General features: G+C 43.2%; 25 protein-coding genes. All 25 read left to right on the top strand.

Annotated features, from left to right (window positions below; genetic code table 11):
- Positions 1–21 precede the first annotated feature (21 nt).
- Positions 22–495, top strand: a complete 474-nt coding sequence (gene rimP, locus EDD68_RS00410) for a ribosome maturation factor RimP (protein WP_132370024.1) — start codon at positions 22–24, stop codon at positions 493–495.
- Between the two features lie 16 nt (positions 496–511).
- Positions 512–1,612, top strand: a complete 1,101-nt coding sequence (nusA, locus tag EDD68_RS00405; RefSeq protein WP_132370022.1) for a transcription termination factor NusA — start codon at positions 512–514, stop codon at positions 1,610–1,612.
- 19 nt (positions 1,613–1,631) lie between these two features.
- Positions 1,632–1,910 (top strand): RNase P modulator RnpM, encoded by a 279-nt coding sequence (gene rnpM, locus EDD68_RS00400; RefSeq protein WP_132370020.1) that lies wholly within the window; start codon positions 1,632–1,634, stop codon positions 1,908–1,910.
- Positions 1,903–2,217, top strand: coding sequence for a YlxQ family RNA-binding protein (locus EDD68_RS00395; RefSeq protein WP_132370018.1), 315 nt, complete (start codon positions 1,903–1,905; stop codon positions 2,215–2,217). The genes rnpM and EDD68_RS00395 overlap by 8 nt, the downstream gene beginning before the upstream one ends.
- A gap of 4 nt (positions 2,218–2,221) precedes the next feature.
- Positions 2,222–4,450, top strand: a complete 2,229-nt coding sequence (gene infB / locus EDD68_RS00390) for a translation initiation factor IF-2 (RefSeq protein ID WP_132370016.1) — start codon at positions 2,222–2,224, stop codon at positions 4,448–4,450.
- Complete coding sequence (locus EDD68_RS15685; protein WP_424399137.1) at positions 4,447–4,548, top strand: DUF503 family protein; 102 nt, start codon at positions 4,447–4,449, stop codon at positions 4,546–4,548. Before infB ends, EDD68_RS15685 begins: the two co-directional genes overlap by 4 nt.
- Entirely contained in the window at positions 4,526–4,726 is a 201-nt protein-coding gene (locus EDD68_RS00385) for a DUF503 domain-containing protein (RefSeq protein ID WP_424399136.1), read from the top strand. The genes EDD68_RS15685 and EDD68_RS00385 overlap by 23 nt, the downstream gene beginning before the upstream one ends.
- A gap of 26 nt (positions 4,727–4,752) precedes the next feature.
- The gene (gene rbfA, locus EDD68_RS00380; RefSeq protein WP_132370014.1) at positions 4,753–5,106 is read left to right on the top strand and encodes a 30S ribosome-binding factor RbfA; all 354 of its coding nucleotides are present in this window, start codon (positions 4,753–4,755) and stop codon (positions 5,104–5,106) included.
- A gap of 88 nt (positions 5,107–5,194) precedes the next feature.
- Positions 5,195–6,103, top strand: coding sequence for a tRNA pseudouridine(55) synthase TruB (gene truB, locus EDD68_RS00375; protein WP_132370012.1), 909 nt, complete (start codon positions 5,195–5,197; stop codon positions 6,101–6,103).
- A gap of 24 nt (positions 6,104–6,127) precedes the next feature.
- Positions 6,128–7,075 carry a riboflavin biosynthesis protein RibF gene (gene ribF / locus EDD68_RS00370; protein WP_132370010.1) on the top strand — a complete coding sequence of 316 codons (948 nt, stop codon included), beginning with the start codon at positions 6,128–6,130 and terminating at the stop codon, positions 7,073–7,075.
- Between the two features lie 121 nt (positions 7,076–7,196).
- Positions 7,197–7,466 (top strand): 30S ribosomal protein S15, encoded by a 270-nt coding sequence (rpsO, locus tag EDD68_RS00365; RefSeq protein ID WP_132370008.1) that lies wholly within the window; start codon positions 7,197–7,199, stop codon positions 7,464–7,466.
- A 117-nt stretch (positions 7,467–7,583) separates the two neighbouring features.
- Entirely contained in the window at positions 7,584–9,725 is a 2,142-nt protein-coding gene (pnp, locus tag EDD68_RS00360; RefSeq protein ID WP_132370006.1) for a polyribonucleotide nucleotidyltransferase, read from the top strand.
- A 177-nt stretch (positions 9,726–9,902) separates the two neighbouring features.
- On the top strand, positions 9,903–10,856 hold the full coding sequence (locus EDD68_RS00355) for a polysaccharide deacetylase family protein (protein ID WP_132370004.1): 954 nt from the start codon (positions 9,903–9,905) through the stop codon (positions 10,854–10,856).
- Positions 10,857–10,886: 30 nt separating this feature from the next.
- A complete protein-coding gene (locus EDD68_RS00350; protein WP_132370002.1) occupies positions 10,887–12,104 on the top strand; it encodes a M16 family metallopeptidase in 1,218 nt (405 codons plus the stop codon).
- 62 nt (positions 12,105–12,166) lie between these two features.
- Positions 12,167–12,412, top strand: coding sequence for a YlmC/YmxH family sporulation protein (locus EDD68_RS00345; RefSeq protein WP_132370000.1), 246 nt, complete (start codon positions 12,167–12,169; stop codon positions 12,410–12,412).
- Positions 12,413–12,712: 300 nt separating this feature from the next.
- Entirely contained in the window at positions 12,713–13,606 is an 894-nt protein-coding gene (dpaA, locus tag EDD68_RS00340) for a dipicolinic acid synthetase subunit A (RefSeq protein WP_132369998.1), read from the top strand.
- A gap of 1 nt (position 13,607) precedes the next feature.
- Entirely contained in the window at positions 13,608–14,195 is a 588-nt protein-coding gene (locus tag EDD68_RS00335; protein ID WP_132369996.1) for a dipicolinate synthase subunit B, read from the top strand.
- A gap of 109 nt (positions 14,196–14,304) precedes the next feature.
- Entirely contained in the window at positions 14,305–15,366 is a 1,062-nt protein-coding gene (gene asd, locus EDD68_RS00330) for an aspartate-semialdehyde dehydrogenase (protein ID WP_132369994.1), read from the top strand.
- 9 nt (positions 15,367–15,375) lie between these two features.
- Entirely contained in the window at positions 15,376–16,599 is a 1,224-nt protein-coding gene (gene dapG / locus EDD68_RS00325) for an aspartate kinase (RefSeq protein ID WP_132369992.1), read from the top strand.
- Between the two features lie 21 nt (positions 16,600–16,620).
- Positions 16,621–17,490 carry a 4-hydroxy-tetrahydrodipicolinate synthase gene (gene dapA / locus EDD68_RS00320; RefSeq protein ID WP_132369990.1) on the top strand — a complete coding sequence of 290 codons (870 nt, stop codon included), beginning with the start codon at positions 16,621–16,623 and terminating at the stop codon, positions 17,488–17,490.
- 260 nt (positions 17,491–17,750) lie between these two features.
- Entirely contained in the window at positions 17,751–18,491 is a 741-nt protein-coding gene (locus EDD68_RS00315; protein ID WP_132369988.1) for a ClpP family protease, read from the top strand.
- Positions 18,488–18,730, top strand: a complete 243-nt coding sequence (locus tag EDD68_RS00310; RefSeq protein ID WP_132369986.1) for a YlzJ-like family protein — start codon at positions 18,488–18,490, stop codon at positions 18,728–18,730. Before EDD68_RS00315 ends, EDD68_RS00310 begins: the two co-directional genes overlap by 4 nt.
- 277 nt (positions 18,731–19,007) lie before the next feature.
- Positions 19,008–21,344 carry an FtsK/SpoIIIE family DNA translocase gene (locus tag EDD68_RS00305; protein ID WP_132369984.1) on the top strand — a complete coding sequence of 779 codons (2,337 nt, stop codon included), beginning with the start codon at positions 19,008–19,010 and terminating at the stop codon, positions 21,342–21,344.
- A gap of 177 nt (positions 21,345–21,521) precedes the next feature.
- Positions 21,522–22,244, top strand: a complete 723-nt coding sequence (locus EDD68_RS00300; protein WP_132369982.1) for a GntR family transcriptional regulator — start codon at positions 21,522–21,524, stop codon at positions 22,242–22,244.
- Positions 22,245–22,357: 113 nt separating this feature from the next.
- On the top strand, positions 22,358–23,470 hold the full coding sequence (locus tag EDD68_RS00295; protein WP_132369980.1) for a BMP family lipoprotein: 1,113 nt from the start codon (positions 22,358–22,360) through the stop codon (positions 23,468–23,470).
- The last annotated feature ends 77 nt before the right edge of the window (positions 23,471–23,547 follow it).

The raw sequence follows: 23,547 nt of genomic DNA, 5'->3' as shown, positions 1-23,547 counted from the left end.
TGAAGCAAAGGAGGGGTTGTATTGGGTAAAAACGTCACAGCCATCACTAAAGAACTCGCTGAACCGATCCTGGAAAACATGAATGTTGAATTAGTGGACATTGAATTTGTGAAAGAAGGGAAGAACTGGTATCTCCGGCTGTTTGTTGATAAAGACGGGGGAATAACTATTGAAGAATGCGAAGAAATCAGTGAGGCTTTGAGTGTCAAACTGGACGAAGCAGATCCGATTTCTACACCGTATTTTTTAGAAGTGTCCTCACCTGGTGTAGAACGGCCGCTGAAGAAAAAAACCGATTTTGAAAAGTATGTCGGTCATCGGGTGTACGTGAAATTATACCGGCATATGAATGGAGAAAAAGAATTTGAAGGAAAACTTCTTTCCTTTGCCGATGAAATGGCAACCATCGAATTCAATGACCGTGGCCGCATGAAAACAGTTGATATCCCATACGACCAGATTGCAAAAGCACGTCTAGCTGTATCTTTTAATTAAAGAAGGAGGATTTAAGTTGAATAGCGATCTTTTCGAAGCGCTTCATTATCTTGAAAAGGAAAAAGGGATCGATAAAGAAATACTGATTGAAGCCCTTGAAGCAGCTTTAATATCAGCTTATAAAAAGAATTTTAAATCGAAAACAAATGTACGTGTGGATTTAAATGAAGAACAGGGAACAATGCATGTATATGCCCGTAAAACCGTTGTGGAAGAAGTAACCGATCCCCATCAGCAAATTTCTCTGGATGAAGCGAAAGACATTGATCCGAATTATGAACCCGGGGATGTTATTGAGATTGAAGTCACACCAAAAAATTTCGGTCGAATCGCTGCCCAGGCAGCAAAACAGGTGGTCACCCAGCGGGTTCGGGAAGCTGAACGGGGTGTGATCTATGGTGAATATATCGATAGAGTGGAAGATGTAATGAATGGCATTATCCAGAGACGTGACAATCGGTTTATTTATGTTAATCTGGGAAAAGCAGAGGGACGCCTCCCTTTGACTGAAACCATGCCAAATGAGAGCTATGAATTTCATGATCGCATTAAAGTTTTTCTGACCAGAGTAGAGAAAACAAGCAAAGGACCACAAATTTTTGTATCTCGCACCCACCCCGGGCTGTTGAAACGGTTATTCGAGATGGAGGTACCCGAAATTTATGAAGGTACAGTTGAAATTAAGTCTGTTGCCAGGGAGGCAGGAGACCGTTCGAAAATAGCCGTTTACGCCGATAATCCTGATGTTGATCCGGTCGGGTCATGTGTCGGCCAGCGGGGGCAGAGGGTTCAGGCCATTGTTAATGAATTAAATGGTGAGAAAATTGACATTGTGGAGTGGTCAGAGGATCCTGTTGAATATATTTCGAATGCCCTTAGTCCTTCCAAGGTCATCGATGTTCTAGTCAATGAAGAGGACAAAGCCACAACAGTCATTGTACCGGATTATCAGCTATCCCTTGCTATCGGCAAGCGGGGTCAGAACGCCCGTCTTGCGGCTAAATTAACGGGATGGAAAATCGACATTAAAAGTGAAACAGAAGCAAAAGAAGAAGGACTCCTCGAAGAACAAAATGAGGATGACGACACTTATTCAGATCTTGATGAGACGATTTGAATAAGGAGGCCAGGTTAAGATGGGGAAAAACAAAAAAATACCATTAAGGAAATGTATCGTTACTCAGGAAATGAAGCCTAAACAGGAGCTCATTCGAATTGTCCGCAATAAAGAAGGAGAAGTTTTTATTGATGAAACGGGAAAGAAAAATGGCAGAGGAGCCTATCTTTCCAGAGATAAGGATATCATCGAAAAAGCAAGAAAGAGCAATGTGTTAAAACACCATCTGAAAGCCGAGATTGACCCTGCCCTTTATGATGAATTAAAGAATCTGGCAGAGGGAGCCAAACATGAATAAAAATTATTTAAATATGCTCGGGCTCGCTTTTCGTGCCGGAAAATGCACGATAGGCGAAGAAGCAATTGTTAAAAACATTCAGCAAAATAAAATCAAGTTATTATTAATTGCCAATGACGCATCAGCCAATACCTTAAAAAAATTAACGGATAAATGCAAATTCTATCATGTTCCGTATGTTGTGGTTGATGATCGCGCAACTTTATCCCATGCGATCGGGAAAGTAGGCAGGGTCGCTGTAGGAATACATGATCAAGGTTTTGCGGATAAGATTGCTTCATTGCTCGATGAATCTTACCGGGGGTGAATGTATGAGTAAAATACGAGTATATGAATACGCCAAACAAAATAATTTAACCAGCAAAGAAGTTGTAGCCAAGTTGAAGGAATTAAATATAGACGTGTCCAACCATATGTCAACGATTAATGATGATGCCAAAAACAAACTGGATCAGGCCTTTGGCAAACAGACCAGGAAACAGGATGCCGGGAGAAAAAATCCAGACAACAGAAAGCATCAACAGGACCAAAAACAGGCCAAAGGGTCAGAGAAGAAAAAGACGGACAGCAATCAGGCAAAAACAAAAGGTCAAAAACAGGAAAGACCGAACAGACCGGACCAGTCACATCCAACTAAAAAGCATGATCACAAGAAAGGTCCGAACAATCAAAAGAAACAAAATCATCACCAGCAATCCCATAAGCCAAAAAATAAGAAAAAAGGCAAAAACCGGAAAAATAATAGCCAGAACCAGCAGCAAACCAAAACAGCCACTAAAGCAGAAACGCCAAAAAAAATTACCTACTCTGGCAATATTACTGTAGGTGAACTGGCAGAAAAACTGAATAAAGAACCTTCTGAAATCATTAAAAAGTTAATGTTCCTCGGTGTCATGGCAACGATCAATCAAGATTTAGATAAGGATGCCATTGAATTAATCTGTGAAGAATATGGTGTAGAAGTTGAGGAAGAAGTGGAGTATGATGAAACAGCAATTGAAAACTTTATCGAAGAGGATCGTCCCGAAGACTTAAAAGAACGTCCGGCAGTAGTGACCATTATGGGGCACGTTGACCATGGAAAAACAACTCTCCTCGATTCAATTCGGAATACGAAGGTAACAGAAGGAGAGGCAGGAGGTATTACCCAGCATATCGGTGCCTATCAGGTGGACGTAAATGACAAAAAAATAACGTTTCTGGATACTCCAGGGCATGCTGCCTTTACAAGTATGCGCTCCCGGGGTGCACAGATAACCGATATAGCTGTCCTGGTCGTTGCTGCAGATGATGGCGTCATGCCGCAGACAGTTGAAGCAATCAACCACGCAAAAGCGGCAGAAGTGCCAATCATCGTAGCTGTGAACAAAATGGATAAAGAAGGAGCAAACCCTGATCGGGTCATGCAGGAACTGATGGAACATGAGCTTGTCCCGGAAGACTGGGGAGGAGACACGATCTTCGTAAAACTTTCTGCCCTCAAAGGGGAAGGAATCGACGAACTTCTGGAAATGATTTTGCTTGTTGCTGAAATGGAAGAACTGAAAGCAAATCCAGATCGTCTTGCGACAGGAACGGTAATCGAAGCGAAACTGGAAAAAGGCCGCGGATCCGTTGCTACACTCCTGGTTCAAAACGGCACATTAAAAGTGGGCGACCCGATTGTGGTTGGCAATACCTTTGGCCGTGTGCGGGCGATGGTAAATGATCTCGGTAAGAGAGTGAAAGAAGCACCGCCTTCCATGCCGGTGGAAATTACCGGGCTGAATGACGTTCCTCAGGCAGGCGACCCTTTTGTCGTATTTGAAGATGAGAAGAAAGCCCGTCAAATCGGTGAAGCACGTCAACAAAAACAGCTCGAAGAACAGCGAAGTGATAAGGCAAAACTAAATCTGGATGATTTGTTCGAACAAATTAAACAGGGCGAAATGAAGGAAGTCAATATTATTATCAAAGCAGATGTACAGGGTTCAGTTGAGGCTCTATCCTCAGCACTTCAGAAAATTGAAGTTGAAGGGGTAAAAGTGAAAATTATTCACACCGGTGTAGGAGCCATAACGGAATCTGATATTATTCTCGCCGCAGCATCCAACGCAATTGTTATAGGCTTTAACGTACGTCCTGATGCAAACGCAAAGAAAGCAGCTGAAACCGAAAAAGTTGATATTCGTCTGCACCGGGTTATTTATAAAGCCATTGAAGAAATTGAAGCGGCAATGAAAGGGATGCTGGATCCGGATTATGAAGAAAAAGTCATCGGTCAGCTTGAAGTCCGTGAAACCTTCAAAGTTTCCAAGATTGGCACCATTGCCGGCTGTTATGTAACCGAAGGAAAAGTGACAAGGGATTCCGGAGTACGATTAGTTCGTGATGGTGTTGTGCAATATGAAGGCGAAATCGATTCTCTGAAACGTTTCAAAGACGACGTAAAAGAAGTTGCTCAGGGATATGAGTGCGGATTAACCATTAAAAACTTTAATGACATTAAAGAAGGAGACATCATCGAAGCCTTTGTCATGGAGGAAGTCGAACGTTCATGATCGGCTATGTGGAAATAGAATGTATGATATACCATACTCAGTCGCTAAAAGAGAAACGGTCCGTATTAAAAAAAAGTGAAAAACAAAATCCGCAGTGATTTGAATGTAGCCATAAGTGAAATGGACTACCATGATTTATGGCAGCGGACCTGTCTGGGTATTGTAACAGTATCACGGGATAAAATACATTCTGAGAAAGTTTTACAGAAGTCGATTCGGCTGCTGGAATCCTTTCCTGAACTCGAGGCAACAGCAACCCGTTTTGAGTGGTTGTAAATCCTCCTGTGAATGAGGTGAATAGAATGAGTGATTTACGAGCAAACCGAATTGCCGAACAAATGAAAAAAGAACTTGGAGATATTATAGGAAGAAAAATCAAAGATCCGCGCATTGGCTTCGTAACCGTTACAGATGTAGAACTTACAGGCGATCTTCAGCAGGCTAAAGTTTACATTTCGGTTTTAGGAAACGATGACGAAAAGAAAGAAACACTTATTGGACTGGGAAAGGCCAAAGGGTTTATACGTTCTGAAATAGGTAAACGGATTCGTCTGCGTAAAACACCAGAAATTACATTTGAATTTGACGAAGCCATTGAATACGGTAATCGAATTGAAAAAATCCTCAAAGATTTAAACGAAGGAACATATGACTAATAAGGATGAGGTGCCTGGCATGTACGGTGTGTCAGGCACTTATCCATGTCTGTGCATTTAGCTGCACGGGGAATTGGAGGGTTGAACAATGAATGGTGTATTGCCTTTATGGAAGCCGTCAGGAATGACATCTCATGACTGTGTCAACCGTCTTCGCACCATTTTAAATACAAAAAAAATCGGTCATACCGGTACACTGGATCCTCAGGCAGAAGGTGTATTGCCCCTTTGTATCGGTCAGGCGACAAAAATTTCTTCCCTGCTAACCAGCGAGAAGAAAACATATCAGGCCGAAGTGTCACTGGGAAAATCTACTGATACTGAGGATCAGGAAGGAAAAACGCTAGAACAAAAAAAAGTTCCAGATGATCTTTCGGTGAATCAGATCGACCAGGTGTTATCCCGTTTTACCGGTGAGATTACGCAGATCCCACCTATGTATTCTGCTGTAAAAGTCAAAGGGAAAAAGCTCTATGAATACGCCAGGGAAGGAAAAACCGTTGAACGGCCAGCCAGACTGGTGACCATCTATTCCATAAATCGGGTTACATCCCTGAAAAGGCTGGATTATTTTGATGTGCGCTTTTCTATTCAGGTTGAATGTTCAAAAGGAACCTATATTCGTACCCTGTGTGCAGACATTGGACAAGCACTTGGGCTTCCGGCACATATGTCCCGCCTGGTACGGATTCAGGCCGGCTCCTTTTCCAAAAATGATGCCATTTCATTTGAAACAATCGAACAGGCAAAAAAAGAGGGTCACGTTGAATCCCTGCTCGTTTCCATGGATCGAGCCCTTCAGTCACTCGATTATATGACAGTACCGCAATCGAAACAGAAGGCGTTTCTTCACGGACAGGTGCTGCCGATGGAGGGTGTTCACCCTGATACGGATCCTTTTCGGATAAAGTCTGAGGACAATCAACTGTTAGCCCTGTACCAAAAACATCCTTCAAAACCTGGAAAGATGAAACCCTATCGAGTATTTACAAACTAGTCCGAACAAAAGTAGGTGAGAGGTTTGGAAGTCATACAGTTATCCTACCCCCATGAGTTGAAAAGAGAAGAACAGCCACCGTCCAGCTGTGCAATCGGTTTTTTTGACGGCATTCACAGAGGACATCAGCGGGTGATTTTAAGTGGAAAAAAAATCGCTGAAGAAAAACAAATCACAAGTGCAGTGATGACGTTTCATCCTCATCCATCGGTTATTTTAAATAAAAAGAAAAAACAGATTCACTATATCACGCCCCTGGATCAAAAATTAGAGATACTGAAAGACCTGGGGATCGATCGTGTCTATGTTGTCACGTTTAATAAACAGCTAGCTATCTTGACGCCACAGCAATTTGTGGATCATTTTATCATTGGATTAAACATCAAACATCTTGTTTCAGGATTTGATTTTACATATGGCAAAATGGGACAGGGTTCAGCAGCGACCATTGAAGAACATGCCCGGGGCGCTTTCCGATACACCGTGATTGATAAGGTGACAGATAGAAATCAGAAAATCAGTTCGACCGATATACGTGAACAATTAAAACTGGGCCATATGCGGGTTGTTCACCAATTATTGGGCCGTCCTTTTCGGATTAAAGGAAGAGTTGTCCAGGGGGATCAACGGGGACGGACCATAGGATTTCCAACAGCAAATATCCGTTTCAGCCCGGATTACCTGATTCCCAAAATCGGGGTTTATGCCGTAAAAGTTTATGTCCGTGACCAGGTATATCAGGGGATGGCCAATATTGGGTATAAACCGACTTTCAACAACAACCAGAAGGAACCGACCCTCGAAGTGAATATGTTTGAATTTAATGGCAATATTTATCATGAAACCATCATTGTAGATTTTTATGAATATATTCGAAGTGAAAAAAAATTTGCCGGAATTGAGGAGTTAAAAAAACAGCTGACCGAAGACCAGAGAAAGATTAAGCAATTTTTCTTAACTTCATCCCGATAAACACTTGCATTTTTATATAAAAAGATGTACTCTTATATCCGTACAGAAACCATCGCTCGGCAAAGCGACTCACCACCGCTTGCTGGGGGATCGGGGATATAAAAATTAGGAGGTGAAAAGGATGGCCATTACTCAGGAACGTAAAAACGAAATTATTGAAGCGTTTAAAACTCATGACAGCGACACTGGTTCTCCGGAAGTTCAAGTAGCTATCCTTACTGAACAGATTAAGAATCTCAACGATCATTTACGCGTGCACAAAAAAGATCATCATTCACGCCGTGGTCTGTTAAAGATGGTAGGTAAACGCCGCAGACTGCTGAACTACCTGCGTAACAAGGATGTTTCGCGTTATCGTGAGTTGATTCAAAAGCTCGGTCTGCGCCGATAAGGCTTCAAAAAGCGGGAGAATTCCCGCTTTTTGTGTACATACATCATTCGTGAAAATGCCATGATAAATGTTGCAAAGCCTATAAACTAATTTCTGTTGAGAGGAGTTCAATTGTATATGGAAGAAGAAAAGAAAATATTCTCCACGGACGTGGCAGGCAGGGAAATGATCATCGAAATTGGTGAACTGGCTAAACAGGCCAACGGTTCCTGCATGGTCAGATATGGAGATACTTCAGTTCTGGCTACGGCCACGGCATCAAAAGAACCAAAGGATTTGAATTTTTTTCCGCTGACGGTGAATTATGAAGAGCGGTTGTATGCGGTAGGGAAAATCCCCGGTGGATTCATCAAGCGGGAAGGACGTCCTAGTGAGAAAGCGATTCTGGCAAGCCGCTTAATTGACCGACCCATTCGTCCGCTGTTTCCTGATGGATTCCGTAATGAAGTCCAGGTGATCAGTACGGTGATGAGTGTGGATCAGGACTGTTCTTCCGAAATAGCAGCGATGATTGGTTCATCCATTGCCCTCGGTATTTCCGATATTCCATTTAATGGCCCTATTGCTGGAGTGATTGTCGGTAGAGTAGATGGAGAGCTGATCATCAACCCGACAGTAGATCAGCAGGAAAAAAGCGACCTGCATCTTATCGTTGCCGGTACAAAAGATGCAGTCAACATGGTAGAAGCAGGTGCTGAAGAAGTTCCCGAAGAAGTCATGCTAGAAGCAATCATGCTTGGCCATGAGGAAATTAAGCGCCTTGTTGCTTTTCAGGAAGAGATTATGAAAGCAGTAGGAAAAGAAAAAATGGATGTTCCGTTGTTTGAAATGGACGAGCAACTGTTGGCTAAACTGGAAGAAGAGGCTAAAGAGGATTTGCTGAAAGCGATTCAGGTTCCTGATAAGCTCGCCCGGGATGAGGCGATCGCAACCGTAAAAAATGAAATTATTGAGCGGTATGAGGAACAGGAAGCTGATGAAGATACGCTCCTTCAGGTACAAACGATTCTTGATCAAATTGTCAAGGATGAGGTTCGCCGATTGATCACGAAGGAAAAAATCCGCCCGGACGGCAGAAAAATTGATGAAATTAGACCTTTGTCCTCAAGGGCAGGTGTACTTCCCCGTGCTCACGGTTCTGCATTATTTACCAGGGGACAGACTCAGGCGCTGAGTGTATGTACACTGGGAGCTCTTGGAGATGTGCAGATTTTGGATGGTTTAGATTTAGAGGAATCCAAGCGCTTTATGCATCATTATAATTTTCCGCATTTTAGTGTCGGAGAAACAGGTCCAATTCGCGGCCCAGGGCGGAGAGAAATCGGACATGGAGCATTAGGAGAACGGGCTCTTGAACCGGTTATTCCGTCTGAAAAAGACTTTCCATATACCATTCGTCTCGTATCAGAAGTGCTTGAATCAAATGGTTCCACATCTCAGGCCAGTATTTGTGCAAGCACGATGGCCATGATGGATGCTGGTGTACCGATTAAGGCACCAGTCGCCGGAATTGCGATGGGACTTGTGAAATCCGGTGAAGACTATACAGTTTTAACGGATATTCAGGGGATGGAAGATTTTCTTGGCGATATGGACTTTAAAGTCGCTGGCACAAGAGACGGGGTTACTGCACTGCAAATGGATATAAAAATTGAGGGGCTGTCCAAAGACATTCTGAAAGAGGCCCTGGAGCAGGCAAAACGAGGCCGCATGGAAATTCTGGATCACATGATGCAGACGATTTCAGAACCCCGTGAAGAATTATCACCATACGCACCGAAGATTCTAACCATGGAAATCAATCCGGATAAAATTCGTGACGTGATCGGTCCGAGCGGAAAACAGATAAATAAAATCATCGAAGAGACCGGCGTAAAAATTGATATTGAGCAGGATGGCGTCATTTATATATCATCCGTCAACAGTGAAATGAACAAAAAGGCCAGAACAATCATTGAAGATATTGTCAGGGAAGTTGAAGTGGGACAAGTTTATTTAGGAAAGGTCAAACGTATTGAAAAGTTCGGGGCCTTTGTTGAACTGTTCAGTGGCAAAGAAGGTCTTGTTCATATCTCTGAACTGGATGAGCGTCATATTCGCCGGGTATCAGATGTCGTATCTGTCGGAGATGAAATTCTCGTGAAAGTCAAAGACATTGATCAATATGGGCGAATTAATCTCTCCAGAAAAGAAGCGGTAAAGGAACAGAATGGATCTGATGCATCAGATAAAAAGCCCCGCTTTAAAAATCACCAGTAGGGGTAAAAGGTAAAGAAGCTGGCATGCCAGTTTCTTTTTACTTTTTCTGCATACATAGATGAATTCCAAATTAACCATAAAATAACTCCATGACTTCATACGAGACATCTTGCCCGAAATTCGAGGTTCTATGTGGTACAACCCCCTCATAGGCTGTAGTCGAGGGGGAATTTGTATATGGCAAAAAAATATGTATTACAGACGTTTATTTTTCTAATCCTTGTGGGAATCTCGTATACTACGATGAGCAATCCCTATACCGATCATTACGTGTCCGTCATGAAGAATCTATCCGTCACAGCGGTTGATAAAAACGATCCCCTGTACCAGGAAATTACAGATCGAGCAAGTGATTATGAAAAAAAACCGCAAAATGCTAGAATGGATCATGTATGGAAAAAGATCCCCGGGCTTGAGGGGAGAAAAGTAGATATTGAAAAATCCTATGCGAGAATGAAAAAAAAGGGTAATTTTGATGAGAACTTAATTGTTTTTGAACATATCAAACCCCGGGTATCCCTGGAAGATCTCCCTCCAGGTCCTATTTACCGCGGAAATCCTGAAAAAAGGATGGTTTCATTTTTGATCAATGTATCCTGGGGAAACGAGTATATTCCCTCTATGCTGGAAACGTTAAAGGATCATCATGTCAAGGCAACGTTTTTCCTTGAAGGAAAATGGGCCAGGGACCATGTGGATCTGGTAAAAATGATTGCTGAAGAAGGTCATGAGATCGGTAATCATGCCTATAATCATCCGGATATGAAAAATCTGAACCGTACACAGATTCAACAGCAAATCAGCAGGACAAATGAAATTATAGAAGCCATTACCGGGGAAAAACCAAAGTTTTTTGCTCCACCATCAGGCGCTTTTAACGAAACTGTGGTGCAGGTAGCCCATGAGTTAAATATGGAAACGATATTATGGACTGTTGATACTATAGACTGGAGAAATCCGGAAAAGTCCGTCTTGATCAACAGGGTTTTGAGTAAAGTGTCACCTGGATCCATGATCCTCATGCACCCGACAGAAGTGACCAGTGAATCTCTCGATCAATTAGTTTTGAAAATCAAAGAAAAAGAATATAAAATTGGAACTGTTACAAAATTGTTAAGTGAAAAACGATAAAAGATGAACAGGATATTAGGAGGATGTACTTTGATCAAGAAATATACTTGCCAGAATGGACTGCGTATCGTCCTGGAACACATTCCAACAGTACGGTCAGTCTCCATTGGAATCTGGGTATTAGCGGGATCTAGAAATGAAACAAAAGCAAATAATGGAATTTCCCATTTTATCGAACATATGTTTTTTAAAGGAACCGAAAATAGGTCAGCCCGGGATATTGCTGAGGCTTTCGATGCAGTCGGAGGCCAGGTAAATGCTTTCACATCAAAAGAATATACTTGCTATTACGCAAAAGTGCTGGATAGTCATGCATCCTATGCCCTTGAATTGCTTGCAGATATGTTTTTCCATTCCACATTTGACAGGGAAGAGATGGAACGGGAAAAGAAAGTGGTCATAGAAGAAATACGGATGTACGAAGACACGCCGGATGATATTGTACATGATTTATTATCACAGGCAAGTTATGGTGATCATCCGCTCGGATATCCCGTTTTAGGTTCAGAAGATACTCTCGAGTCCTTTACTCCAGATGATTTGAGGGAGTATGTTCAAAATAATTACACACCGGAAAGTGTTGTGATTTCGATTGCGGGCAATGTGGATGAAACATTTTTTAAAGAAGTGGAAACCTATTTTGGGAAGTTTGAAAGAAGGGCCAGACAGCGTTCTGCTGTTCAACCGGATTTTCTCAGCCAGCATATTAATCGAACGAAAGATACCGAACAGGCGCACCTGTGCCTGGGATATAGCGGACTTCCTGTAGGTCATGATGATATATATAGTCTGGTTGTCCTAAATAATGTGCTTGGCGGAAGCATGAGCTCAAGATTATTTCAGGAAGTGCGGGAAAACCGGGGACTTGCCTATTCAGTATTTTCTTACCACAGTTCATTTCAGGACCATGGACTGTTAACCATTTATGGCGGTACCGGAAAAGACCAGCTCCCACTTTTGATGGAAACCATCGAGGATACGATTGAAAGCATCAGAAAAAATGGGTTGACCGATAAGGAACTGAGAAACAGCAAAGAACAATTAAAGGGAAATTTAATGCTCGGCTTAGAAAGTACAAATAGTCGAATGACCCGGAATGGCAAAAATGAGTTATTGCTAAACCGTCACCGCACCCTTGATGAAATCATTGCATTAATTGATCGGGTGGATCATAAAGCGGTCGAACAATTAATCGACAAGGTGTTCACCATCCCTTATTCAAGTGCCTTAATCTCTCCAGATAATTAATGGCTTTCAGCATGGATAAATACTGACCTTCCTGCATAAGGTGTGATGAGGAGGGATACGACATGCGCTTTCGGGACTTAAGCGGCAAAGAACTCATTGATATTTCTGAGGGAGAACGGCTGGGCGTTCTCGGACAGACTGATTTAGAAATCGATCCCAGAACAGGGAAAATCAAGTCGATCATTATTCCCGATTATAAATGGTTTGGAGTCAAAAAAGGGGAACAGACGGAAAGAATTAACTGGAACGATATCGAAACCATTGGTGATGATATGATCATTGTCAATCCTGCTAAAAATAAGATATGAACCAATGTTTTTGGTTTTATTAGTCTCTGCTGCATTTTGTGGCAGAGGCTTTTTTGATGTAAAGGAATAAACACGTTTACGTCTGTTGCAAAATCCTCCAGGTGGGGATGTTTATTTGTTCAGGCCCGGCCACCAGTCCCACTGATTTGCTTCGGTATTCCTGCGGCTGGGGCTAAACAGGCGGCTAAAAGCTTTTTATTGCAAAAGGTGTATGAAGGATGCCTGGTATACTATCACACATGATGACGATGCTCATAAAATAAAGAGAAGGTAATGGCCTAAGGAGAAAGAGGTGATTAAATGTTAACGGGTTTAAAAGTAGCCGTTATCGGAGGAGATGCCAGACAGGTAGAATTAATCAAAAAGTTGTGTGAATGGGATGCAACTTTATATTTAGTTAGTCTCGAACACCTGGAAGGGGAGTTTCCAGGGGCTCAAAAAGTGAAGCTGGAAGAGGTTCCTGCAGAAGAATTAGATGCGATTATCCTTCCTGTACCGGGAACGGATGAGGAAGGATACATGGAAACCCATTTTGCCGATGAATCGCCAAGACTGACAAAGGAATGGCTGAAACAGGTGAAATCCAGCTGTAAGATTTTCACTGGTATATCGAAAGATTATTTAACGAGCTTATGCAATGAACTTCAACTGCCATTAATTCCCCTTTTTGACCGAAACGATGTGGCCATTTATAATTCCATTCCTACCGTTGAAGGAACGATTATGATGGCGATTCAAAATACCGATTTCACCATCCATAATTCCAATGTCATCATCGTCGGTTTTGGCAGGACAGGAAAAAGTTTAGCCCGGTCTTTTCATGCCCTTGGGGCAAATGTGAGAGCTTCGGCTAGAAAACAGGAAGATCTGGCACGAATTTTTGAAATGGGTATTGAACCGATTCATACAGATAGCTTGAGTGATAAAGTCAAGGATTGTGACATTTTAATTAATACAGTTCCAGCTCCAGTAATTAACGTAAAAGTTCTGCAAAATTTACCCCAGACAGCTCTGATTATTGATCTGGCATCCAAACCCGGGGGCACGGATTTCAGGTATGCCAAAAAGCGGGGGATCAATGCCATACTTGCCCCGGGTCTTCCAGGAATTGTGGCTCCGGATACAGCTGGTAAAATTCTCGCTTCGGTTATTTCTCAACTATTACTTGAAAAAAGAGGAGAAGGGAGTTCATAAAATGGAATTAGAAGGAAAGCGAATCGGTTTTGGGGTTACCGGTTCCCACTGTACGTATGAAGAAGTGTTTCCCCAGATGGAGAAACTGGTGGCTGAAGGGGCGGAAGTTATTCCTATTGTATCCTATACCGTTCAAAAAACGGATACCAAATTTGGAGAGGCTGCCGAACATTTAAAAACCATCGAAAACATTACCGGCAAACCATTGATTTCGACAATTCCGGACGCGGAACCTCTGGGTCCCAGGGACCCGCTGGACTGCATGGTCATCGCCCCATTAACGGGCAATTCTTTGAGCAAATTCGCCAATGCCCTGACCGATTCACCGGTATTGATGGCGGCGAAGGCCACGCTGAGAAACCGCAATCCGGTCGTTCTTGGCATTTCTACGAATGACGCCTTAGGGTTAAATGGTGTCAATTTAATGCGGTTAATGGCTGCCAAACATATATATTTTATCCCGTATGGTCAGGATCATCCGGAAAAGAAGCCGACTTCCATGGTGGCAGATATGAATCTGCTAGTTGATACGGTCAAATACGCTCTTGATGGAAAACAGATACAGCCCGTTATTATTCAGAGGACGTAAGTCTATTTTTGATCAAATATGATTTTTTTACACGAAGAATATGCTAAAATAGACAAATAGAAATGATAGTGAAACCAGCAATCTTAAGGTCTAGAAGGGAGCTTCATATATGGGTGGTCAAAACGGTTATGTTGTAGCAGTTGTAGGAGCAACAGGAGCAGTAGGACAAAAAATGATTCAGACACTGGAACAACGAAATTTTCCTGCTCATACGCTCATTCCCCTTGCTTCAAAACGGTCAGCTGGAAAAACAGTCAGCTATAAAGGGGAAGAAGTAACGATTCAGGAAGCGAAACCAGAGGCGTTTGAAGGTGTAGATATCGCATTATTTTCTGCGGGGGGTGCTGTTTCCAGACAGCTGGCCCGGGAAGCGGTTAAGCGCGGTGCAGTTGTGATTGATAATACGAGTGCCTTCCGCATGGACCCGGATGTACCCCTGGTCGTGCCTGAAGTGAATGAAGAGGATCTGGCGGATCACAATGGCATGATTGCCAATCCCAACTGTTCCACCATTCAGATGGTAGCAGCCCTGGAACCGATCCGAAAAACGTTTGGACTGAAAAGGGTCATTGTATCTACTTACCAGGCTGTTTCCGGCGCAGGCACACAGGCCGTGGAAGAATTAAAACAGCAAACGAGAGCGTTTCTTGATGGGAAAGAACTGAATCCGGAAATTTTGCCGGTTAAAAGTGATCAAAAACATTATCCAATTGCGTTTAATGCTCTTCCTCAGATCGATGTATTTCAGGAGAATGGGTATACCTTCGAGGAAATGAAGATGATTAATGAGACGAAAAAAATTATGCATATGCCTGACCTGAAAGTGGCTGCAACTTGTGTGAGGCTGCCATTTTTCACATCCCATGCTGAAAGTGTATACATCGAAGTAGAAGACGATACAGCTACAGTCGAAAAGCTGAAAAATCTGCTGGCTGCAGCAGAAGGCATTGTATTAGAAGATGACCCGGATACCCAGACTTATCCGACTCCGTTGAGTGCAGAAGGAAAACGGGATGTCTTTGTAGGACGCATCAGGCAGGATTTAGATGAAAAGAAAGGGTTCCATTTTTGGGTAGTTTCGGATAACTTGCTGAAAGGGGCTGCATGGAACTCTGTACAGATTGCTGAAAGACTCGTGAAAAACAACTGGTTAACCAGATCAGTCGTTTGAGGTGTCAACATGAAAATATTAGTGCAGAAATTTGGCGGAACATCCGTCCGCTATAAAGAAACTCGCAAGAAAGCCATCAATCACGTAAAAAAAGCCCTTTCCCGGGGATACAAAGTCGTTGCTGTGGTATCAGCAATGGGACGGAAAGGGGATCCGTATGCAACGGATACTCTTTTGCAATTAATTGATTACCCGAATAGTCATGTTTCTCCAGGGGAGTTAGATATGCTGTTATCCTGCGGGGAAACGATTTCTTCTGTCGTTTTTTCCAATGAACTAAATGAACAGGGAGTTTCTTCGATTGCTTTTTCAGGTGCGAAAGCAGGGTTTATGACAAACCGTGAATTTACCCGTGCCCGCATTGAAAAAGTCAGGACGGAGAACATACATGAAGCTTTGAAAGAGCACGATGTTGTGGTGGTCGCCGGGTTCCAGGGACAAACGGAAGATGGAGAAGTCACAACGATTGGCCGCGGCGGTTCGGATACAACAGCTGCCGCACTGGGGGCAGCTTTGAAGGCGGAATATGTCGATATTTTTACAGACGTAAACGGGATTATGACAGCCGATCCCCGGATTGTGGAAAAAGCCAGGCCCCTTTCTGTGGTAACCTATAATGAAATCTGCAATCTGGCCTATCAGGGAGCAAAGGTGATCCATCCGAGGGCAGTAGAAATAGCCATGCAGGCCAAAGTTCCGATTCGCGTGCGTTCGACGTATTTAGAAGATGAGGAAGGAACCCTGGTCACCGCATCCAGAGAATCGGAAAATGGAAAAGATATCACGGACCGACTAGTAACAGGGATTGCCCATTTAACGGGAATTGCCCAGATCAAAGTAAAACCAGAGGATCAAATGGAAAACTGGCCGACGGCTATTTTTAAAGCAATGGCAGATGCCAGCATTTCGGTTGATTTTATTAATATATCTCCAGATACCGTCACGTTTACCGTACCAGAGACTGCTGTATTGGAAGTCAGCAGTATTTTGACATCTCTCGGCTGCAACGTGGAGGTTAGAAAAAATTGTGCCAAAATTTCTACGGTTGGAGCTGGAATGACAGGTGTTCCCGGCGTAACAGCCAAAATCGTTCAATCTCTGACTTCAAAGGGAATTGAAATCTTACAATCAGCAGACAGTCATACGACCATCTGGGTTTTAATTAACGAGGATGACGTGCCAGAGGCTGTTAATGCCCTTCATGAAATTTTTCAGCTTGATCAGGGAGATTAACGGAAGAAAGGAGAAGGTTTCGTGAATTTTGGTAAAGTGCTAACCGCAATGGTTACCCCCTTTAATGATGAAAATGAACTTGATTTAAACAGAACCGAAAAGCTTGTGGAACATCTGCTGGAAAACGGATCCGATGGTCTTGTCGTTGCAGGTACCACGGGTGAATCACCTACATTATCCTATGATGAGAAGAAACAGCTGTTTTCAAAAGTGGTGGATGTTGTCAATGGCCGTGTTCCAGTTATTGCTGGTACCGGAAGCAACCATACAAATGGGTCCATCAGTATAACAAAAATGGCAGAAGAAACCGGTGTTGACGGCATCATGCTTGTTTCCCCCTATTATAATAAGCCTGATCAACGGGGGCTTTATGCTCACTTTAAAACGGTTGCTGAGTCAACGAAACTGCCGGTCATGCTGTATAACATTCCCGGTCGTTCTGCCGTAAACATGGATGTGGAAACGATTGTGAAACTGTCCGAAGTACCAAACATCGTTGCCGTGAAAGAAGCAAGCGGAGATCTCGATGCTATGGCGGAAATCATTGAATCTACTCCGGAAGATTTTGATTTATACAGCGGGGATGACGGACTGACCCTTCCTGTGATGGCCATTGGTGGCACAGGGATTGTATCTGTAGCCTCCCATGTGATCGGAAATGAAATGCAGGAAATGCTAAAGCTTTTTGAAAGCGGCAAAATTCAGGAAGCAGCAAAGCTTCATCGCAAATTATTGCCGGTTATGAAAGGCATGTTTATGGCCCCATCTCCATCCCCGGTTAAAGCTGCCTTAAATCTGAAAGGAATTGAGACCGGAGGAGTACGCCTTCCGCTCCTTCCATTAAAGGATGAACAAAAAAATCAGATCAAATCCCTGCTTGAACGGGTATAGCAGGTATATGGCTCCGGCAAGCAAAAGCTTGCCGGAGTTTTTCTCTTTATTGGGTTTGGGTCTGCAAAAACATTTTTATCAATCATCTTGTCTTCATACCATTTTGATGAATTCAATACATTTTTCATTCCTCTGCAATTCTTCTTGAAGGATGACTATTCAACTTTTCATGTCTTCCCCTTTTCTTTTTTAGATGGATGTGCATGTGCAAAACGGCCCCTGCACATACTATGCCTAATGATTGGAAAGGGGCGAATTCCATGACAGACTACCAACAAAACGAAACACAGCCAAATAAAGATCATCAGCAGCAACAGCAAAGTTCCATCGTGCAAAAAATTCAGGAACTCGGCCAGACCAACGTGGCCCAGTCTCCCGACTCAAATATTCATGTATTACCGGTGATCGGTCAGATTGAAGGACATATTCAACTCCCTCCGAAAAACAAAACAACAAAATATGAACATTTAATTCCGCAGATCATTGCCGTCGAACAAAATCCTAAAGTAGAGGGACTCATCGTTCTCTTAAATACGGTTGGGGGAGACGTTGAGGCCGGATTAGCCATTGCTGAAATGATCTCTTCGTTATCGAAGCCGACCGTTTCCATCGTGCTGGGAGGAGGACATTCGATTGGCGTGCCGATTGCAGTTGCTACGGATTACTCATTCATCGCAGAAACCGCAACGATGACCATTCATCCTATTCGTTTAACAGGTCTTGTCATCGGTGTGCCTCAAACGTTTGAATATCTGGATAAAATGCAGGAGAGGGTCATCAGTTTTGTGACGAGACATTCAATAATAAAACCGGAAAAGTTTAAAGAATTAATGTTTGCAACGGGCAACCTGACCAGGGATATCGGAACTAATGTGGTAGGGGAAGACGCGGTAAAGTACGGACTGATTAATGAAATCGGCGGGGTATACCAGGCGATGAAAAAATTAAACGAAATGATTGAAAAACAAAAAGATGAACGGGAAAAGCAGGTGATCCAATGATTCTCTATACACCCCTGTCTGAACACGATATTTTTCCGGTAGATGAAACGGAATATGATCAATGGAAATGGGTGGCGATCGAAGGTAAAATGGTAAAAGTGCAAAGACAAGATGACGGTTCCTATGAAATTGTCCAATTTATCTCCACAAACCCGCAGGATTACTTAAACACCTCTTATATGCCCGGTCGGCGAATATATTTAAATGAAAATGAAGGATCTTCCAAAAGATTCGTCTGACCGCAGGCTGTCGTTTTCCCTCCAGCAGCCTTCGGGGCTATACAGGTCGCTTCCGCCTTTCTTTTTTGTCCAGCTGCAGCGCCCAGCCCCTCGAGCTGCTTCGGTCCTGCTGTGGCGGCGACAGCCTCCTCGCTGGCCCTCCAGCAGCCTTCGGGGCTATACAGGTCGCTTCCGCCTTTCTTTTTACCTATTCCCTTTATTTTCTATTCTATGTTATAATAATACTGGAATGAAAGCAGCCTTTAGGGCTGCTTGTCTTGTTTTGAGGTGACGAAATATGGCAAAAAAAAGAAAACGAAAAAGGAAAAAGCAATCGTTGAAACAGGATGTGAAATTTGAATTATTCGGACTGTTATTTATTTTTCTTGCAATATTATCAAGTGGTGCCAGTGAAATTGCGGGAGGGTTTGTGCCTCGCTGGCTGGAATTGTTGTTTCGTCTGATGTTTGGTATATGGTATATTGTCCCGAGTCTCTTTTTATTTGGCCTGGGGATTTATGTCATGATCAAACGAACCTGGCCGCCATTTTTCCATGTTAAATTTATCGGATTCTACATTATCTTTGCATCAGTCATCCTGTTTACGCACGTCCAGGTATACTCATCGCTGCTGACGGAGCAAATGGAACCTTCCATTTTGAAATCCACCTGGAATCATTTTTCTGAATACGTCAGGGGAAATGTTGATGCAGGTTATCTGGGCGGCGGAATGTCAGGTGCTTCCCTGTTTGCCTTCAGCTATTACTTGTTTTCCCCGACTGGTTCAAACATTATCGCTGTTTTTGGTGTTCTGGTAGGGTTCCTGTTTGTAACCCAGATTTCACTGGGAAAATATTTGCAGAAGTTGTTCCTGAAAATCAAAACAGACGGTCTCCAGACTGTTGAAAATGTCAAACAGAAAATGAGGGATAAACGGGAAATGAAGCGGGAACAGCAGAAGCAAAAAGGGGTAGAAGAACATGAAAAGCAGGAACCATCGCCGGAACAGAGACAGGCTGTTCAAGATGAATGGGAGGACGAACCGATCATCCAGGATTTTACTGAACATGTCTTTCACCGGACAATAGATATTGGAGATGAAGAAGAAGCCGAGAAAAATAACAATCCGAAGACTGATTCGGACCATAAGAGAGAAGAAGCGGAGGAAAGCGGTGAAGAACAGGGACTGCCCCTGACGGAAGTGGAAAATGAGGATTACCAGCTTCCTTCCCTTGATTTGCTGGCAGAACCGGTTCATAACGCACAGCAGCAGGAACGCTCAAAAATTCAGCAAACGGTCAGAAAACTGGAACGCACCTTTGAAAGTTTTGGTGTAAAAGCAAGAGTTGCCAAAGTCCATGTAGGGCCTTCGGTTACAAAATATGAAGTACATCCGGATGTAGGGGTGAAGGTGAGTAAAATTGTAAGCTTACATGATGATCTTGCCCTTGCCCTCGCTGCAAAAGACATACGAATTGAAGCACCAATACCGGGAAAATCCGCCATTGGCATTGAAGTTCCCAATCAGGAAGTCGCCATGGTGTCTCTCAGGGAAGTGCTGGAATCTGGAAATTCCCGATCATCTTCCAGGTTGATGTTTGCCCTGGGGCGGGATATCTCCGGAGAAGCCGTCTTTGGGGAATTAAACAAGATGCCCCATTTGCTGGTTGCCGGTGCGACCGGAAGCGGAAAAAGTGTTTGCATCAATGGAATTATTACTAGCATACTGATGCGGGCCAAACCCCATGAAGTGAAAATGATGATGATTGACCCGAAAAAGGTTGAGCTGAATGTATACAATGGGATTCCTCATCTGTTGTCCCCGGTCGTGACCGATCCTAAAAAGGCAGCCAGGGCTCTAAAAAAGGTAGTCGCTGAAATGGAACGGAGATATGACCTGTTTTCGGAAACCGGAACGAGAAATATTGAAGGTTATAATGAATATATTCGCAGGGTGAATCAGCATGAGGATGAGTCTCAGCCCCAGCTACCTTATATTGTCGTACTCATTGATGAGCTTGCGGATCTCATGATGGTTGCTTCCAGTGATGTAGAAGATGCCATCACCCGTCTGGCCCAGATGGCACGCGCGGCCGGCATTCATTTAATCATTGCCACCCAGAGGCCATCGGTTGATGTCATTACCGGTGTGATCAAGGCCAATATCCCGTCCCGAATTGCTTTCAGTGTATCTTCATCCACGGATTCCCGCACGATTCTCGATATGAATGGCGCCGAAAAATTATTGGGACGCGGGGATATGCTTTTCCTTCCTGTTGGTGCATCAAAACCAACCCGGGTACAGGGAGCTTTTGTATCAGATGAAGAAGTAGAGAAGGTGGTTGATTTCTGCATCGAACAGCAAAAAGCGCAGTACCAGGAGGAAATGATCCCGGAAGAGGAATCAGAAGTAACCAGCGATGTGGAAGATGACTTGTTTGAGGATGCTGTCCAGCTTGTGGCAGAAATGCAAAGTGCCAGTGTATCTATGCTTCAGCGTCGATTTCGAATTGGCTATACGCGGGCAGCCAGATTAATTGATGCCATGGAAGAACGAGGTATTGTTGGACCGTATGAAGGAAGCAAACCCCGCAAAGTTCTTATTTCCAATCATGAAGAAGAAAAATCGTCGTAGTCAACTGAACAGCTGTCTCTAAAAAAGACAGCTGTTTTTAATATTTTTATGTCTAAATACGGATTACTATTTATTTATCCTTTAAAAAGTGTTATATTATTGTCGAATGTTTTGATTGTCAGATGTCAGATGACTAATGATTAAGATTATGTTTGGTTTTCGAGGTGACGTTTACAAATGATTCGTTCCGACACTCGCCATTTATATTTGCAGGTCATTGACCGTATTAAAGAAGATATTGAAAAAGGGATTTATAAAGAAAGGGAAAAGCTCCCTTCTGAATTTGAACTGTCAAAGATGCTGGGAGTGTCCCGGGCAACACTTCGGGAAGCCCTAAGACTGTTAGAAGAGGAAAATGTCGTGACGAGAAGACACGGGGTCGGAACGTTTGTCAATCCAAAACCTGTGTTTTCCAGTGGAATAGAACAGCTGAAAAGTGTAACAAATATGATTGTAGCAGCCGGTATGGAACCGGGGACACAATATTTGTCAGCTGAAAAAGTTTTCGCCACCAAAGAAGATAAAGAAAAGTTTCACCGGGACGATCTCTCACATGTGGCGAAAATCGAAAGGGTCCGCACTGCAGATGGGCAACCTGTCGTCTACTGTATAGACAAGATGCCAGAAGAATACATCCCTCTGGATAAAGTCAGGGAGACAGACTCCTTATTCCGATTAATCGAAGAATATACGCATATTCATATTCAGTACGCTGTAACCCATATTGAGCCCATTGGTTTTCATGAAAAAGTTTCATCAATCTTAAATTGTGAACCCGATCAGGCATTATTGTTGTTGAAGCAGATGCATTATGATGATGAAGATCGGCCCGTTCTATACTCCAGTAATTATTTTCGTGCAGATCAGTTCAGCTTCCATGTTTTAAGGAGACGAGTGTAAGGGTTTACAACTTTTAAGGGGGTGGTCAGTCAAGAAACAGATTCTTGTCCAAACTGTTTTGACGCAGCTTGATTTTCATGTTCGATGAAAAAAATATTTAGGGGGTAATGGTCATGAAAAAACGTTTACTGATGCTGCTCGCCATGCTGTTTTCAGCGGCAATGGTTCTGGCAGCCTGTGGCACTGGCGACGATGAAGGCCAGGATACAGAAGGAACTGACGATACTGATCAAAACGAAGCAGTTGATTTTACCGTCGCAATGGTAACCGATGTGGGTGGAGTGGATGACAAGTCATTCAACCAGTCGGCATGGGAAGGACTATCAGACTTTGGTAAAGAAAATGGCCTTGAAGAAATGAAAGACTATACTTACGCACAGTCTGAAACGGATCAGGACTATAAAACCAATTTAAATCGCCTCGTTCGTCAGGGGTACGATTTAATTTACGGAATTGGATACTTGCTGCAGCCTGCTGTTGATGAAGTGGCTCAGCAAAACCCGGATACAAATTTTGCCATTGTTGACTCAGTTGCAGAACAGCCGAATGTGGCGAGCATTACCTTTAAAGAACATCAGGGTTCATTCCTTGTAGGTGTTGCTGCTGCCATGAAGACAAAAACAAATAAAGTTGGTTTCATTGGCGGAACCGACAGTGATTTGATCAACAAATTTGAAGTAGGTTTCCGTGCCGGTGTGAAATCGGTAAATCCTGATGCTGAAGTAGTGGTTCAATATGCCGGCGGATTTAATATGGCCGACAAAGGTAAAGTGATTGCATCAAGCATGTACAACCAGGGTGTAGATGTAATTTATCATGCCTCTGGTGCTACAGGAAACGGAGCCTTTACAGAAGCTAAAGATCGCAAAAAGAACAATCCTGATGAGGATATCTGGGTGATTGGTGTTGACCGTGACCAGTATGAAGAAGGTGCAGTTACGGTAGATGGCCAGGAATACAACGTTACCCTGACATCAATGGTTAAGCGTGTAGATGTTGCTGTAAAAGACCTGTCCACAAGAGCACTGGAAGGTGACTTCCCGGGCGGAGAAATTCTGGAATATGGTCTTGAAGATAACGGTATTAGTGTTGCAACAACAAATGAAGAAGCCCTTACAGAAGACATTCTTCATGAAATCAGTAAGTGGGAAGAACAAATTGTCAACGGCGATATTGAGGTTCCAAAAAATCATGATGAACTGGAAGAATATTTGAATTCACTGTAAGAACAATAAAAAGGCTAGACTTGTTCTAGCCTTTTTATTGGGTGAAGAAAGTGTCATATTAGGGACTACAGCCCGGG

It is taken from the genome of Melghiribacillus thermohalophilus (genome assembly GCF_004342905.1).
GTDB classification, from domain to species: domain Bacteria; phylum Bacillota; class Bacilli; order Bacillales; family Alkalibacillaceae; genus Melghiribacillus; species Melghiribacillus thermohalophilus.
Note: the sequence above shows the minus strand (reverse complement) of the source record. Positions and strands in the feature narration are given on the sequence as shown.